Source organism: Halomonas sp. B23F22_3, assembly GCF_043496965.1.
Lineage (GTDB): Bacteria > Pseudomonadota > Gammaproteobacteria > Pseudomonadales > Halomonadaceae > Halomonas.
Window position 1 is genome coordinate 51,666 of sequence record NZ_JBIEKG010000005.1, and the last position, 15,531, is coordinate 67,196.

At 56.8% G+C, this 15,531-nt stretch carries 13 protein-coding genes; 3 read left to right on the plus strand and 10 right to left on the minus strand.

Annotation, left to right across the window (positions count from 1 at the left end; all coding sequences use genetic code 11):
• Window positions 1-18: 18 nt before the first annotated feature.
• Genes fabI through ACGTNG_RS12170 form a run of 3 tightly spaced genes read left to right on the plus strand, consistent with a single transcriptional unit; the run spans window position 19 to window position 2,223 of the window.
• Window positions 19-801 carry an enoyl-ACP reductase FabI gene (gene fabI / locus ACGTNG_RS12160; protein ID WP_394577312.1) on the plus strand — a complete coding sequence of 261 codons (783 nt, stop codon included), beginning with the start codon at window positions 19-21 and terminating at the stop codon, window positions 799-801.
• A complete protein-coding gene (locus tag ACGTNG_RS12165; protein ID WP_394577313.1) occupies window positions 801-2,048 on the plus strand; it encodes an MFS transporter in 1,248 nt (415 codons plus the stop codon). The genes fabI and ACGTNG_RS12165 overlap by 1 nt, the downstream gene beginning before the upstream one ends.
• Window positions 2,023-2,223, plus strand: a complete 201-nt coding sequence (locus tag ACGTNG_RS12170) for an IS3 family transposase (protein WP_394577314.1) — start codon at window positions 2,023-2,025, stop codon at window positions 2,221-2,223. The genes ACGTNG_RS12165 and ACGTNG_RS12170 overlap by 26 nt, the downstream gene beginning before the upstream one ends.
• A gap of 125 nt (window positions 2,224-2,348) precedes the next feature.
• On the opposite strand, the gene ACGTNG_RS12175 is transcribed toward ACGTNG_RS12170, so the two are convergent.
• The 10 genes from ACGTNG_RS12175 to ACGTNG_RS12220 form a co-directional block, all read right to left on the minus strand.
• Window positions 2,349-3,263 (minus strand): DMT family transporter, encoded by a 915-nt coding sequence (locus ACGTNG_RS12175; protein WP_394577315.1) that lies wholly within the window; start codon window positions 3,261-3,263, stop codon window positions 2,349-2,351.
• Entirely contained in the window at window positions 3,260-4,300 is a 1,041-nt protein-coding gene (locus tag ACGTNG_RS12180; RefSeq protein ID WP_394577316.1) for a cation diffusion facilitator family transporter, read from the minus strand. The genes ACGTNG_RS12175 and ACGTNG_RS12180 overlap by 4 nt, the downstream gene beginning before the upstream one ends.
• A gap of 468 nt (window positions 4,301-4,768) precedes the next feature.
• A complete protein-coding gene (locus tag ACGTNG_RS12185) occupies window positions 4,769-5,227 on the minus strand; it encodes an ATPase (RefSeq protein WP_394577317.1) in 459 nt (152 codons plus the stop codon).
• 18 nt (window positions 5,228-5,245) lie between these two features.
• Entirely contained in the window at window positions 5,246-6,586 is a 1,341-nt protein-coding gene (locus tag ACGTNG_RS12190; RefSeq protein WP_394577318.1) for an APC family permease, read from the minus strand.
• 650 nt (window positions 6,587-7,236) lie between these two features.
• Window positions 7,237-7,575 (minus strand): cation transporter, encoded by a 339-nt coding sequence (locus ACGTNG_RS12195; protein ID WP_152484044.1) that lies wholly within the window; start codon window positions 7,573-7,575, stop codon window positions 7,237-7,239.
• Window positions 7,576-7,653: 78 nt separating this feature from the next.
• Window positions 7,654-8,463 (minus strand): prolipoprotein diacylglyceryl transferase, encoded by an 810-nt coding sequence (gene lgt / locus ACGTNG_RS12200; RefSeq protein ID WP_152484045.1) that lies wholly within the window; start codon window positions 8,461-8,463, stop codon window positions 7,654-7,656.
• A 281-nt stretch (window positions 8,464-8,744) separates the two neighbouring features.
• Window positions 8,745-11,870: an efflux RND transporter permease subunit gene (locus ACGTNG_RS12205; RefSeq protein WP_394577319.1), complete on the minus strand. Its 3,126-nt coding sequence runs from the start codon at window positions 11,868-11,870 to the stop codon at window positions 8,745-8,747.
• Window positions 11,870-13,501: an efflux RND transporter periplasmic adaptor subunit gene (locus ACGTNG_RS12210; RefSeq protein WP_394577320.1), complete on the minus strand. Its 1,632-nt coding sequence runs from the start codon at window positions 13,499-13,501 to the stop codon at window positions 11,870-11,872. The genes ACGTNG_RS12205 and ACGTNG_RS12210 overlap by 1 nt, the downstream gene beginning before the upstream one ends.
• Before the next feature lie 35 nt (window positions 13,502-13,536).
• A complete protein-coding gene (locus ACGTNG_RS12215; RefSeq protein WP_394577321.1) occupies window positions 13,537-14,841 on the minus strand; it encodes a TolC family protein in 1,305 nt (434 codons plus the stop codon).
• A 54-nt stretch (window positions 14,842-14,895) separates the two neighbouring features.
• Window positions 14,896-15,309 carry a hypothetical protein gene (locus tag ACGTNG_RS12220; RefSeq protein ID WP_394577322.1) on the minus strand — a complete coding sequence of 138 codons (414 nt, stop codon included), beginning with the start codon at window positions 15,307-15,309 and terminating at the stop codon, window positions 14,896-14,898.
• Window positions 15,310-15,531 lie beyond the last annotated feature (222 nt).

Below are 15,531 nucleotides of genomic sequence, written 5' to 3' on the forward strand. Positions count from 1 at the left end.
ACGTAATGGAGGACGAGCATGGAACACCTCGACTTGAAAAACCGCAAGGGCCTGGTGGTGGGCATCGCCAATGATCACAGTCTAGCCTGGTCAGCTGCCCGGCACTTCCGTAATGCCGGTGCGGAACTGGCGATCACCTATCTCAATGACAAGGCACGTCCCCATGTCGGGCCGCTGGCCCGGGAAGTGGACGCCGGACTGTTTCTCCCCTGCGACGTGACGGTGCCGGGGCAGCTGGAGGCAGTGTTCGAGCAGATCCGTCAGCGCTGGGGGCGACTGGATTTCCTCCTGCATGGCATCGCCTGGGCCCGCAAGGAGGATCTGCACGGGCGACTCACGGACTGCTCGGCCGAGGGCTTCTCCGAATCGATGGCCATTTCCTGCCACTCGCTGATTCACATGGCCCAATTGGCCGAGCCCTTGATGGACCGGGGCGGCAGTCTCATGACGCTGAGCTACTTCGGCGCCGAGAAGGTCGTCGACCACTACAACGTCATGGGCCCCGTCAAGGCCGCACTGGAGGCCTCGGTACGCTACCTGGCCCATGAGCTTGGCCCCCGCAACATCCGCGTCAACGCCATCTCTGCAGGAGCGGTGGCAACCCGTGCCGCCTCCGGCATCGAGCATTTCGACGAGCTACTCAATGAGACCGTGAAGCGGGCACCGCTGCGCCGCACCGTGGACGTCGATGAGGTGGGTCGCACCGCGCTGGTGCTGGCCAGCGACTATGCCACCGGCATTACCGGCGAGGTGCTCCACGTCGATGCCGGCTTTCATATCGCCGGCATGGTCTTTCACTAATGGCGGGGGTCCTCAGCAAATCAGGAGCCGGCTTCACGGCTCTGCTCGCCGCCACCTTAGTCGTCTTCCTCGGCTACGGTACGGTGCTGCCGATTCTGCCGCTGTTCCTCGACCGGGTGCTGGCAGTGACTACCCCCGGGGACGTATCGCTGCACACCGGGCTGCTGACGGGGGTGTATACGCTGGCCTTGTTCGGCTTTGCCCCACTATGGGGAAGTCTCTCCGACCGCCTGGGCCGTCGGCCCGTCCTGCTATGGGGGCTGGCAGGGTTTGCACTGGCCATGCTGGGCTTCAGCCTGACTCGAAACCTGCCACTCGCCTATGGGGTACGGGCCCTTGCCGGCGCCTTTGCGGCAGCGGTGATCCCGGTGGCGTTGGCGCAGGCGGCCGAGTGTGACGACCCAACGCGCCGTGCACGGCGTTTTGCCTGGCTCAGTGCCGCCGCCACCTTGGGCTTCTTGTCCGGCCCCATGCTTAGCGGCTGGCTCGCCAGCATTCCCATGGTGATGCCTCAATCCGACATGGTCCTCGGCGGGCCAGTGGCCTGGCCCTTCGTGGTCACGGCGGGATTGGCTGGTGCGGTGTGGCTGTTGATCTACCATCACGTCCGCGAACAGCCGGCTCACCGCCTGCCTTCCGACACGCATGCCTCCGAGCCGGCGTCGCCTCGGGCCGTCGGTGGCTTTCTGGCGCTGACGCTGCTGGCGATGCTCGGCCTGGGGGCCTTTGAGGTGGGGCTCAGCCTGCAGGCGAGGCAGTCTATTGGTCTCGACCCCTTCAGGGTCGGGTTGCTGTTCACGGCGTGCAGCCTGGTGATGCTGGCGGCGCAACTTCTGTGGTCGGCATACCCACCGAAACGCCTCTCTCCCAGCCATCTGATCGGCGGGGCCTTCCTGCTGATGGCCGTGGGCATTCTTGGCCTCCCGTATGCTTCGAGCTTCTGGGCAGCATTCGTCGTGGTCGGACTGCTGGGTGCCGGTTCGGGGCTGCTGATTCCGTTGCTGGCCTATCAGGTCTCCCTGGCCAGCGGGCCAGCACAGGGTGTGGCACTGGGCAAGCAGACCGCCTTGGCCAGCCTCGGACAAGCCGTTGGCTCTGCGGGTGCCGGGTTGCTGTTCGTTGGTAGTGCTCTCGGCACGTACTGGGGGCTTGCGATCGTGCTTTTCGTTACCGCCGTCATTACTTTCATTGTTCACTATCGTTTGCGGGCAACAGCCAGCTATGGCACGGGTTCCCGGCCTCATTGAGCGTTACTTCGGCCCACTGAAAATTGAGTGGTTGGCTGGTCAACGATACGAGGCCCGCCAGGCTGCACGGCAGGCCGTGGTTGAATACATCGAGCTGAAATATGACAGCTACCGACTCCACCCGACCCTGAGCACTCAAACGCCTAGAGGTGTCAAACTGGCAGCTACAGCTTGAGAAGGTGTCCGCTCTGACTGGACCAGAACAAACATCCCACAACGTCCGAATCCCCAGGTACACACACGTTGGCGCGTGACCACTCGGCCAGGCTCTCGGCAAACACATTTCGTCCTCGGCGACGTCTATACGCACTGACAGGGATGCACAGCCTGGGTTTCCCGGCCCCGCGACATCTCGCGGGTCAACCAGAAGCCGGCACCGAGCAGCAAGGCACCGCCATAGATCATGCCTCGGCCCGGCACCTCTGCGAAGATCAGGTAGCCTAGGGTTGAGGCCACCACCGGCGAGACGATGATGTCGACCAGCGCATAGACATTGGCATTGAGCGACTTCAAGACGATGGAGATGCCGAAATAGGCGAAACCGGTGGACACGATACCCAGGCCTGCGGCCCAGAGCATCACCGGCAGTTCCACGCCGAGTGCCGGATAGGCGATCGTCGTCGCCACCTGGCCGGGACCGGCGATCAACAGGAACGGCGAGAGCGCCAGCGCCGCGACCAGCAGCGACCAGGCGATGTCATTCCCGGTCTCGGTCTTGCCCTCGTAGCGCATGTAGGTGACCATCGCGGCGTAGATCGCCCCGGTGGCCAGCGCCACGAGGTTGCCCAGCATATGGCCGCCGCCGAGCGGATTGGCGAGCGCGATACCGATCAGGGCGATGACGAAGATCAGGATGTAGCTCTTGCGCGCCTTTTCACCCAGGAAAAGCGCCGAGAAGATAAACACGAAGAACGGCGCCACGCTCCAGAAGATCACCGCGTTGGCGATGGGCACCAACGTCATGGCCAGGTTGAAGACGCCGCCCTGGGCCGCGATCAGCACGCCGATGAGGGCGGTGTCCTTGACATTCCCCTTGGGAAACCGAGGCCATTGTCGAGTCACCAGGGCCCGCGCGATGAACAGGAAGGCCGCGGCGAAGGCCATGGCGTAGAAAGTCAGCGTCTGAACAGGGACGCGGCCGTCGGTTAGCTTGACGAACACGCCGATGGTCGCCTCGGAGACCGTGATCAACGCAAGCAGAAGTAGGGTTTTCATGCCCGTCCCCCCTTACTCGCTACATGCGTGACATCGATCGCTTCGGCGCCGGACTCGTCGAGACAGGCGGTCTCCACCTGCAGTGTGGCGAAGAAAAAACCGTATTGATCCTTGAGCATTCTATAGGCGGCTTTGAGCACGGCCTGTGGATCGGCGCCGTCGGAGATTCGCAGGTGACCGGAGAACACGTAACGCCCGCTGGTCAGTGCCCAGGCGTGCACGTGATGGGCGTCTTCCACGCCGTCGAGCGCTACCAGGGCTGCCGTCACCTCAGCCAGGCGGATCTCGGCGGGCGTGCCCTCCATCAGCAAATGGGTGGCGTCGCGCAGGATACCCCAGCTCGCCCACAACAGTACGAAGCCGAAGACCATGCCGAGCAGCGGGTCGATCAGCAAAAACCCGGTGAAACGGATCACCAGTGCGGTGACGATGATGAGCAGACTGCCGACGAAAGTCTGGATGATGTGCCACAATGCGCCTTTGACGTTCAGGTCGCTGCGGCTTTGCTTCCAGATCAAGCCCAGCGAGATGATCTCGGTAAGCAGGCCGCCGGCCGCCGCCCACAGCAGGGGTGCCGTGGGCAGATCAATGGGGTCGGTCATCCGCATGCCGGCCATCACGATCACGATCAGCGCCATGCCCAGCAAAAAGCCGCCGTTGACCAGGGCACCCACGATCTCGGCGCGATACCAGCCAAAGCTGCGGTCTTCATCGGCCGGGCGGCGGGCGAGCCGGGCGGCGATAATGGCCACCAGCACGCCACCCACCGCCGAGAAGGTGTGGAAGGCGTCCGAGATCACCGCGACCGAGCCGGTCCACAAGCCGATGGCCATCTCGATGAAGAAGTAGATCCCCGTCAGCCAGGCCGAAATCGCCATTCCAGATCCACTGGAAGGCATGTGCCCCGCATGGCCGTGACCGCCGTTGCCGTGATTCATAAGCGCACCTTGTCTCCGTTTCAGTACGTGCCGTTCCATCATGGGCATCGTGTTCGAGCGATCACGTCCGGGCCCCGGCATGGCCAGAGATTCATTCATGACGCGGCCCCTGCCCAGTGTTGCCACGTACCCCTTTCGATTCGACATCTGATTGGGTCACCGACTCATCCGAAAGGCTCGAGAGTAACCCCGTCAATCTGCCCGCATGCATGAGCTGTTCCTCCAACTTGAGAAGAGCACCGCACGAACAAGGTACACCGGCCGAAGAGCAACGGGTTTGTCGAACGTCTGCATTGAACGCTGTTGGATGAGCATTTCAGCATCCAGCGTCGCACCAAGTGGTAAGAAGCCCTGGATGAGATGCAGCAAGGCTTGGCTGACTACCTCATCCTCTACAAAACCAAACTCCCCCCAAGCCCGCAACTTGAATGGGATGAGAGCCTATGCCGCGTTCAAGAAAGGGCTGCCCAAAACAGCGAGGAAAGAGCCAGGAAAATGGCGAAAAACACTGCTTAACTATAGGAGCATGTGTCAGGTGATTACCATCACTGTACAATCAGGCAATAATCAGAGATCATCCATTCTCCCTGTCTGACGAACAAGGCGCATCGCTTCATGCTGTTCCAGCTCAAGAAGGGATTCAAGCAACTCCCTTGCTTCAGGAATCTCCGCCTTGCCAACCAAGTTACGATAGAGATCCGTCACTTGATCATGGAAATCAAAAATCTCCCGACAGATTTCATTGAAACCCAGCGCAGCATAGGGTGCATCACAGGTCCGATGCGTCCGGATCGGCCTGTGTTCCAGATAATCATATACATAGGTATTCAATACTTTGGGGTCCGCTCGATTCTTGAACTCATCAACAACATACTCCATCTCATTCTCATGATCCGCCAGATAAGTAAGCAGCATCCTGGCCCGCTCTTCTTCATTATGATCGGCACAGTGGGAAAGACAGCGTGCCAAATGCTCATGAAGCTGCCGTGTCCAGTCGACCAGATCACCAAACGTTTTTACCTCCATGATTCTGCTCCTCTGACATCAGTGGGAATGCATGTTGTCGCTGTGATTTGATGATTCTTTACGAGACAGAAAGAGACGTTCGCCAACCAGGATGGCCGCCATGACAACCGTTGCGACGATTAGCACCAGGGGATCTGTCGTCGCTTTCACCCAAAGGAAGCCTGCCAGCACGACGGCATCCAGCAGTATCGCAATAACCAGCACGATTGGGTTGGCACCGACCTCCTTGCGAAGATGACGCAACACCCCCCAATGAACAGCAATATCCATGATCAAGTAAAAAATGATACCAAGTGCGGCGATACGGCTAAGTTCAAAGAAAGCCGTCAGAACCAAACCAAGCACGACCGTATAAACCAGGGTATGCTTCTGGATACTGCCTGGCATATGAAAGTGACGATGCGGCACCAGTTTCATTTCCGTCAGCATTGCCAACATGCGTGAGACCGCAAATATACTGGCAATGATGCCACCCGCGGTGGCCAGCATGGCGAGGATGACGGTGAACCAAACGGCGGCCTCTCCAAAAGCCGGCCGCGCAGCCGCCGCAAGTGAATAGTCTTTCGTTTCAATGATTTCCGTCAGGGACAAGTTACTCGCAACGGCAAACCCCACCAACGCATAGATCACGACGCAAAAACCGATCGATATCATGATCGCCCTGCCGACATTGCGATGGGGATCTTTAATCTCTGAGCCGCTGTTGGTTATCGTCGTGAACCCCTTGAAGGCCAGGATTCCCAACGCGGTCGCTCCCAGAAAGCCTGTAAGAGATCCCTCAGGAGCCGATGCCGAGGTTTCCATACCGACGGAGTCGGCGAATATGACACCGACGACGCCAAACAATAGAATCCCGCCAATTTTTATGAACCCGATTACTGATGCAACGCCCTGGATCAACTTGTTGGCTGAGAGGTTGATCAAGAATGCAGAAATCAGCAGGACAACGCCCAATAAGGGGACAAGCAGTGACCTATCCCTCACATCGAAAAGCTCTAGCGTGTAGGACCCGAAGGTTCTCGCTAAGAAGCTTTGCGCTATCACCATGGAAAAATACATCAAGAGCGCATGGAAAGCGGTGGTCAGTGTCGGTCCATAGGCTTTTTGGAGGTACATGCCAATACCACCAGCTGACGGATAGGCATTGGACATCTTCACATAGGAGTAGGCACTGAAGGAGACGATTAGTGCCGCTGATAAGAAAGCCAGAGGGAAAAGCGCCCCCGTCATCTCGGCCATCTGTCCTGTCAAGGCAAAGATGCCCGCACCGATCATGACCCCAGTACCCAAGGCGATCGCACCGATCAGGGAGAGGCTATTCTCCTGGTACTGTGGGGTTCTATCCATTGACTTCATCATCTCTCTCCTTGGGGTCATGAAACAGGATCCTACTGAAAGCCCTCTTGACAATCCGACATGCGCCCGATGACGAAGAGTAGAGCGTGCCTTGACAGAATAGTTCAGAGTGTAGAACCTATGTGCCACCCAACAGTTAAATCCTCTTTTTGGATACACCTTCAGCTCCTAGCAGATGACGGCGCGACATCCATAGCATCAGCGGCGGCAAGATCAACCATTGGAGTAACGGCGAGAGGCCCGTGCCCAACCAGGGCACGCGGGGCATTAGCGGTGCATACTCCCAGCGTTGACTGACTAGCGTCGCGTACCACTCCATCGCCACCGTGATCCCGACACCCACCAGCACGAAGCCCAAGCACTCCTTGGCCCCATAGACCCAAGCCTGTCACGACGTCGACGCCATGCAGCCACCGAACAATACGCCATCAACGCGATCACCACATCACCTAGAGTCGCCTGGGTACAAGCCTGCACGGCTTCCCAGTGTGGCATCGCAGGCATGCCCACATACAACGGAGCCTGTAGAAACTCCCAAGGCAGGTTCAGCAGAAAGGCAAAAAACGCGACATGAAGTTCCGAGGCCGAGCGGAGTGCCTATCTTCATACAGCGTTCAACCTAAGGCTAGCCCGTGCGTGGTTAAGACTACCATTCAATGGCAGCTCCAAGGCTCCTGCTTGGCATTGTCCTTCACATTCTGATCGACAAACCGATAATGCTCCTCCTTGAAGCGGTTCCACCAATCACGACAGATTTCGATCGCATACTTTTCGAGGATATCCTCAACGCAGTCGAGGCAGAGACGTGAGGCATCATAGGCCAGGTTAAGCTTTCGTTTCTTGTCATCGTACGAAACACTATCTAGCCCGTAGAGTTCATCAATATCTGCAACAGCCGCTCGCACCGCGTCTAAGTCATTGGAATCAAGTTTTAAGTGACGAGTCACTAGATTAACCTCAGAAACTCCCAACCGATGTTCTTTGTGTGTCATGAGAATTCTCCTAGTACTGCAATATCGTTAACGTTCTTCCATTACTATCGCCATGCTTCCCCAAGGCACTTGCCTTTCTCAACGATCCGATGTAGCAACCAAGGTTTGCTGGCTACGACGCGCAGTGATGACCAGGAACGCACCGGCTGCCAACATTGGTACCGTCAACAGCTGCCCCATGGTGAGCCAGCCAAAGGCGATGAAGCCCAACTGAGGATCGGGCAAGCGAGCAAACTCCACGATGAAGCGGAAGGTGCCGTATAGGAGCAGAAATAGCCCCGAGATAAGACCTTGCGATTGCGGTTTACGAGACAGCCACCACAGCACGGCAAACAGCACCACACCCTCCAGGGCAAACTCGTAGAGTGCTGATGGGTGGCGCGGCTCAGGGCCCAGACCCAACATGGGCGGGAAGACCATCGCCCAGGGCACTTCACTGGCCCTCCCCGGCAACTCGTGATTGATGAAGTTACCGAGGCGCCCTGCACCTAGTCCGATAGGCACCAGCGGCGCGATGAAATCGGTCAGCTGAAGGTAGGCCAGGCGGTGACGTCGAGCAAACAGCCACGCGGCTATCAGAACGCCGGCAAGCCCCCCATGGAAACTCATGCCCCCTTCCCAGACCTTGAACAGCCACAAGGGGTTGGTCAGCAGCTGATCGAGACCATAGAACAGCACAAAGCCCAGGCGGCCGCCGATGATGACGCCCAGAGCTCCATAGAAGATCAGGTCACCGATATCATCGTGGGTCAGGCCGAGGCGGTGCGCTCGCCGCCGCCCAAGCCACCATGCAGCCGTCAGCCCCACCACGTACATCAGGCCATACCAATGAAGCCGTACCGGTCCGAGGGAGAATGCCACTGGATCGATTTGTGGGTACGCAATCATGGCGATTTCCTCGCGACGTTCAAGCTTCTACGAACCGTTCGACGTTGCGCCAGCGGGTTAGCGCATAGTCAATCGTGATCCCTTATGACCCAGCATAGCCCCAAGGCCTGAACGCAAGCTGAATCTGGGCTCACAAAGCGCAAATCAACCTGGCGCGAGGCTCCGTCACTGGCAATCTTTACATCAATAATGCAAATGACCGCTCGTGTTAGGCTGGGTGCCCTCAAGATACTGCATTAGAACGTTTATAATGTGCCACCCAGCCTCGCCGATCCTGTTAGCTAGGAATGGCTCACACGACGGCATTTCCACAGGTAGTAGACACAAGGCAATACCAAAAGCGTCAATATCACCGCACTCAACATACCGCCCACCATGGGCGCAGCAATGCGACTGACGACCTCGGAACCCGTGCCGGAGCTATACATCAGCGGCAGAAGACCGGCAATCGTCGAGACCGACGTCATCATTACCGGTCTCACCCTCAGCGCAGCACCGTGCAGCACGGCGTGGCGTAGAGTCTCCCGACGGGGTTGTACTCCCTTGTGTTGGCAGCGCTCGATCATCTGCTGATACGCCTGGTTGAGATAAACGAGCATGATCACCCCGATCTCGACTGCCACCCCGGCCAGAGCGATAAACCCCACGCCCACGGCCACGGAGAAGTTATAGCCCAGCAGATACATCAGCCAGATGGCCCCGACCATGGCCAGCGGTAGCGTACCCATGATGATGGCTACCTCACTGAAGCGCTTGAAGCTCATGTAGAGCAGGATCACGATGATGGCCAACGTGAAAGGCACCACATAGCTCAGCTTCTCTTTGGCGCGCAACATGTATTCATACTGCCCGGACCACGTCACCGAATACCCAGCGGGCAGCTCGAGCTCCTCGGCCACAACGTCCATGGCGCGCTGCACATAGGTGCCGACATCCACGCCTTCAATATCCACGAAAGTCCAGCCATTGGGGCGCGCATTCTCGCTCTTGATCGCCGGTGGCCCGTCTTCCACGTAGATGTCCGCCACGTCGGCTAAAGCGATGCGCTGCCCATTGGCAGTGACGATCGGTAGCTCGGCCAGTCGCTCGGGAGAATCCCGGTAATCCTGCGGATAGCGCAGGTTGACCGGGTAGCGCTCCAGTCCCTCGATGGTCTGCGTGATGTTCCGACCGCCGATGGCGGTCGCCACCACCTGTTGCACGTCGGCAATATTAAGTCCATAGCGTGCCGCCCGAGCGCGGTTGATATCGACCTTGATATAGCGTCCTCCGGCCACCCGCTCGGAGTAGACCGAAGCGGTACCAGGAACATCGGCAAGGATCGTCTCCAGTTGCAGTCCGATGGACTGAATCTGCTTGAGATCTTCTCCGCCCACCTTGATGCCCACCGGCGTCTTGATCCCGGTAGCCAGCATGTCAATACGCGTCGAGATGGGCATCACCCAGGCATTGGATACCCCCGGTATCCGGACCAGGCTGTCGAGTTGTTTCTTGAGCTTGTCGGTGGTCATTCCCTCTCGCCACTCTTCCCGCGGCTTGAGCTGAATGAAGGTCTCGATCATGGTCAGCGGTGCTGGGTCGGTAGCCGTGTCGGCCCGTCCGATCTTGCCAAACACGGTGTCCACCTCGGGTACGCTGGCAATCAGTTTATCGGTCTGCTGAAGGAGCTCGCGTGCCTTGCCGATCGACAGCCCTGGGTAGGTGGTGGGCATGTACATCAAGTCGCCTTCATCCAGGGGTGGTATAAACTCGCTGCCAATCTTGCTGACCGGCCAGAAGCCCACCAGGGTTATCGCCAGCACCAGGGCGATGGTCGTCTTCGGGAATCTCAATACTGCCTTGAGTACCGGCATATAGGCCCCGACCAGCAGCCGATTGACCGGATTCTTGTGCTCAGGCAGTACGCGGCCGCGGATGAAGTAGCCCATCAGCACCGGAACCAAAGTGACCGCCAGCCCGGCACTGGCGGCCATGGCATAGGTCTTGGTGAAGGCGAGCGGTGAGAACATCCGCCCTTCTTGGGCCTCGAGGGTAAACACAGGCACGAAGCTGACCGTGATAATCAGCAAGCTGAAGAAGAGGGCCGGTCCCACTTCCACCGCCGAGTCGGCCACCACCTTCCACCGGTTCTCACGCGTCAGCGGTGTACGCTCCATGTGTTTGTGCAAATTCTCGATCAACACGACGGCGCCATCGATCATGGCACCGATCGCTATGGCGATACCCGCAAGGGACATGATGTTGGCGTTGATACCCTGCCAGTTCATGATGATGAAGGCAGTGAGTATGCCCATCGGCAGGCTGATCATCGCCACCAGAGCAGAACGCAGGTGGAACAGGAAGAGCACGCACACCAAAGCCACGATGGCCAGCTCTTCGAGTAGGCCACGCAGCAGGTTGTCTACCGCCTTCTCGATCAAGCCTGAACGGTCATAAACCGTCACGACCTCCACCCCCTCCGGCAGGCTGGACTGGAGCTGCTCAAGTTTGGCCTTGACGCCATCGATCGTCTTCTGGGCATTCTCTCCTGTGCGCATAACGACGATGCCGCCGACGGTCTCACCTTCCCCGTTCAGCTCGGCAATGCCACGACGCATCTGGGGCCCCATCCCGATGTCGGCGACATCCTTGAGCAGCAGAGGCGTTCCATTGTCATCCACACCCAGAGGGATACTGGCAAGATCCTCACGGCTCTGAATATAACCAGTAGCGCGCACCATGTACTCGGCTTCGGCCATCTCAACGACCGAGGCGCCCACTTCCTGGTTGGCCCGCTGTATAGCGGTCTGGATGTGAGCCAGGGGAATGTCGAAGGCACGCAGTTTCTCAGGATCCACCACGACCTGGTATTGCTTGACCATGCCGCCAAGCGCCGCGACTTCAGAGACGCCCGACACGGTCTGAAGCTCATATTTCAGGAACCAGTCTTGCAGGCTGCGCAGCTCGCTGAGGTCATGTTGGCCAGTCCTGTCGATGAGGGCGTAGAGATAGACCCACCCCACCCCAGTGGCATCCGGGCCAAGCTGTGGGCGCGCACTATCCGGTAGCGTGGGCGCTACCTGAGAAAGGTACTCCAGCACACGAGAGCGGGCCCAGTAGGGATCGGTATCCTCATCAAAAATCACATAGACGTAAGAGTCGCCGAAAAAGGAGTATCCGCGTACCGTTGCCGCCCCGGGAACCGACAGCATGGCCGTAGTGAGCGGGTAGGTGACCTGATCTTCGACGACCTGTGGAGCCTGGCCCGGATAGTTGGTCTTGATGATCACCTGCACATCGGACAAGTCCGGAAGAGCGTCCACAGGAGTATTCTTGACTGAATAGATTCCCGCCCCTGCCAGAATCACGGCAGCAAGAAGCACGAGAAAACGGTTGCTGATAGACCAGCGGATCAGCGCAGGTATCATTACTTGCTCTCCCCTGCTGCATGGCCTTGATGGCTCATCCCTTCTTGATGGCCGTTACCCGCGTTGCCAGCTTCTCCGTGATCCATGACCACATCGATGGATGTTTTCGTTACCACGTCGTCAACGTGTACGCCTCGAAGAGCGTATTTTTCTTCCGTAATCCGTTCGAGCTCGGCATGGATGTCCATGCCGACTTTCAGCTGTTCGGGACTAACCGTATCACCAATCAGGAAATTCATGCTCATGGCCGGCCATTCCCAAGCCGCAATAGGAGCATGGGAAAGGGTCACCATGCCATGGTCTGGCATGACATCTTCGATGCGTGCCGGCACCCATACGGTCTCAACAGGGGAATTCCCATCAATCTCTTCAGCATTGCCACTATGCTCCATTCGCTGAAAGTCTGATGTTCGGCTTGACTCGGAATCCAGAAGGAACTGAGCCGACGTAACAATGCGATCGCCCTCCTCTAGGCCGGATACTATCTCGACGGTTTCCCAACCCACGCGTCCGACGTCGACTTCAATGGACTTAAATTTCCCACCCCCCAATGCAAGAACGACACGCGACTGACTTCCGGTGCGAACCAAGGCCTCACGGGGTATTTGCAATGCCTCTGACGTCGTATCGGCCATAATGGCCAGCTGAGAAAACATACCAGGCTTTAGTGCCAGGTCGTCGTTGGAGAATCGCATTCTTACGCGAGCCGTACGGGTTTCACTATCAATACTCGGGTATATATAGTCCACCACCCCTGTCCACTGCCTTTCAGGCAGATAGTCAAGGGTCATGCGAACCTCATCACCCTCAGAAATCAAAGCTGCCTGGCGCTCAAACACTTCTCCGACAGCCCACACTTGATCGAGAACGCCTATACTCATCATGCTCATTCCCGGACTCACGAACATTCCTTCACGCACTTGCAAGTTGTCCAAAACGCCACTCTGGGGCGCACGCAAGACTATCGTCTGGCTGACTTGACGCGTGTCCTTGAGTCTCTGGATAGCCTCAGTGGGCACCTGTAACGCTCGCAGTCTCTCCATGGCGGCAGAAATCAGACGTTGGTTGCCACGGTTTAGTGCGAGCAACAGCTCTTCCTGAGCATTCACGAGCGTCGGCGAATAGATCGAGTAAAGCGGTTGACCCTGGGTAACGCGATCTCCTTCAGACTTGGAAAATAATTTTTCTATCCACCCCTCGACGCGGGGATGGATATGTACCAACTTGTCTTCATCATATTGAACATAGCCAACTGTCCTTACCGTGGAATTAAACGTATCCTTTTCGACAGAGTCTGTTTTTACACCCAAGTTATTGACGACATCAGGAGTGATCCTCACTGTCCCGGGTGTGTCCCCTTCGTCTTTATCATCATAAACCGGCACCAGATCCATCCCCATTGGGGATTTTCCAGGATTGTCTCGCTTATAGTTGGGATCCATCGGCGCCACCCAATAAAGGGGGGGGCGTTCTCCACTACTCTCTTCCATCCCAGCCTCACTACTATCGTTTCCAATAGCAGTTGCTACTGAATCCAGGATGAATTCCTTCCCTCCCAAAACCATACTGCCGGACATCCCCAACAGGACGCCTAACGATATGACAAAAAAGAACCTACCCATGGGTTTCATCGTGATGTCTCATTCCAGACTTGAGAAGTCGTGAGTTAGCGTGCGGACGCGCTTTGTGACAGCAGGTAGTTGATATCTGAAATTACCTTGAGTCTTTGAGCTTTAAGTCCAATCAGCTCCACACTCGCATTAGTTTCATCAATTCGTGCCCGGACTGCCTCTGCGAAATCACCGTCGTCATTGTTATAGGCGTTCAGAGAGGCTTCGGCCTGTTCGCTCAACTCTGGCAACAAGCGATTTCCATACAATGCAAGCCTCTCATCAAGCCGCGACAACTTAGACCAATTTGTTTCAATCCTGGCAATCAATGAACGTACCAAACTTTCCCTTTCATATTGCTCTGACTCATGGCGAGAGGCAGCCGCCGCCACTCGCTTGTCCTGACGATTCTCCGTAAAGATAGGCAAGTCGAATGTAACTCCAACAGAAAACAAGTCCGAACGACGTCCGCCCATGGGATCGTCCCCGCGGTAGCCATATTGAGCCGATACGCCCCATTCTGGTTTGTACTGCTGCCTCGCGGCATCGACTCCAGTTTCCATGGCATCAATCGTCTGATCGACTGCCAGGACCGCAGGGTGATGCCTCACACGCTCGTACCACGCCTGACGCTCGGGACGCTCAACAGCAGTGAAAAGCTTAGGCTCTTCCAACTCGAGCACGGGGAATTCCTCCGCTACCGACATCATCGCCTCGCCCCCCAGCCATTCAGATAGCTGTCTTTCGACTGCCTCTTGTTGCTGCCTGAGATCGGTCAAGCGGTCCTCAAGGCGAGTCAACTCCAACTGCGCACGTATCACATCATCTTGGCGGGTCATTCCAAAGGCGGACGCATAACTCACCTCGGCCACATCGGCTAGCTGCTCGAACAAGCTACGATCACGCTCTATTCGACTGATACTCAGCTGAGCTCGAGTGGCTTCCAGCCAAAGCTGACTGACCGTCGCCTCAATTCTCGCCTCCCTATCCTGACGCAACATCGGCTGCTGGGCCGCAAGCTGCTGCTTCTGTTGCTTGGCAAGCGCCAGGCTATCCCCCCTGGGAAACTTCTGACTGATTCCAACGCTGAACTGGGTCATACCCTCTTGATTCAAGTCAAAGGTATCGACCGGAAGATTACCCGCCTTCAACGAAACCTGAGGGTCTGGGAGCTGGGCCGACGCAATGGCCTCGTTCTCAAGGGCGGCTTCAGTGGACATACTTCCGGTTAACCAGGGATCCTGATCAATGGCTATCTGTATTGCCCTTTGTAAACTGTCCGTTTCACTTCCGGCAACAGCAATAGCTGGCATCCAGGCGACACCCAAGACACCGGTGAGTAACAATGCAGCCTTGATCACAGCGGCTCTCCAAGGAATATGAGCGTTGGCCAGCACTAGCTGGCCAACTCTGAATCACTGAATATCCACATGCAGGCTGTACTGATGCATATCACTGTCACCAAGTCCGCCACTATCCCCTGAAACCATCAGGCGATATTCGCCTTGATCGAGCTTCTCATCAATCGTAAAGTCTCCGTTTAATGAATCTACCTCCGCAATAATTTTCCCTGAATCATTCATCAACTTTGCCTTCATCCGAAGCGTAATACTTGATGATCCTGGAAAGTGATCACTGGCAATTTTGACCACTGAACTTTCGCTTAACGAGAGTGCATATTCGTGCGGGAAGCCGTTGGTCAAAATCTCACCAGATGTAACCCCCTCCGTTAGCTGCCTGTCCTGGGATTCAGTGTGGCCAAAATTGGCAAATGCGGGCGTAGCAACGATGCTAATGATGGCGGTGGCAAGTGCGATTTTTATCTTCATGTTAACTCTCCCTTCCTGTTTGGTGACAAGGTCATAATACGTCTCTTACCTGAACCCATCCTTAACAGTCATGCTGCAGAATGTGACCCAAGTCATTTTTTCTTCCTAAAAAGAAAAAGCACATCGTTCCGAAAAACTTACACACGAACTCTCATTGAAAAATTGAGAAAAAGAAAGGCCAGCTTTAAGCTGGCCTTGCTGATAAAAATTGTGCTTTATCCT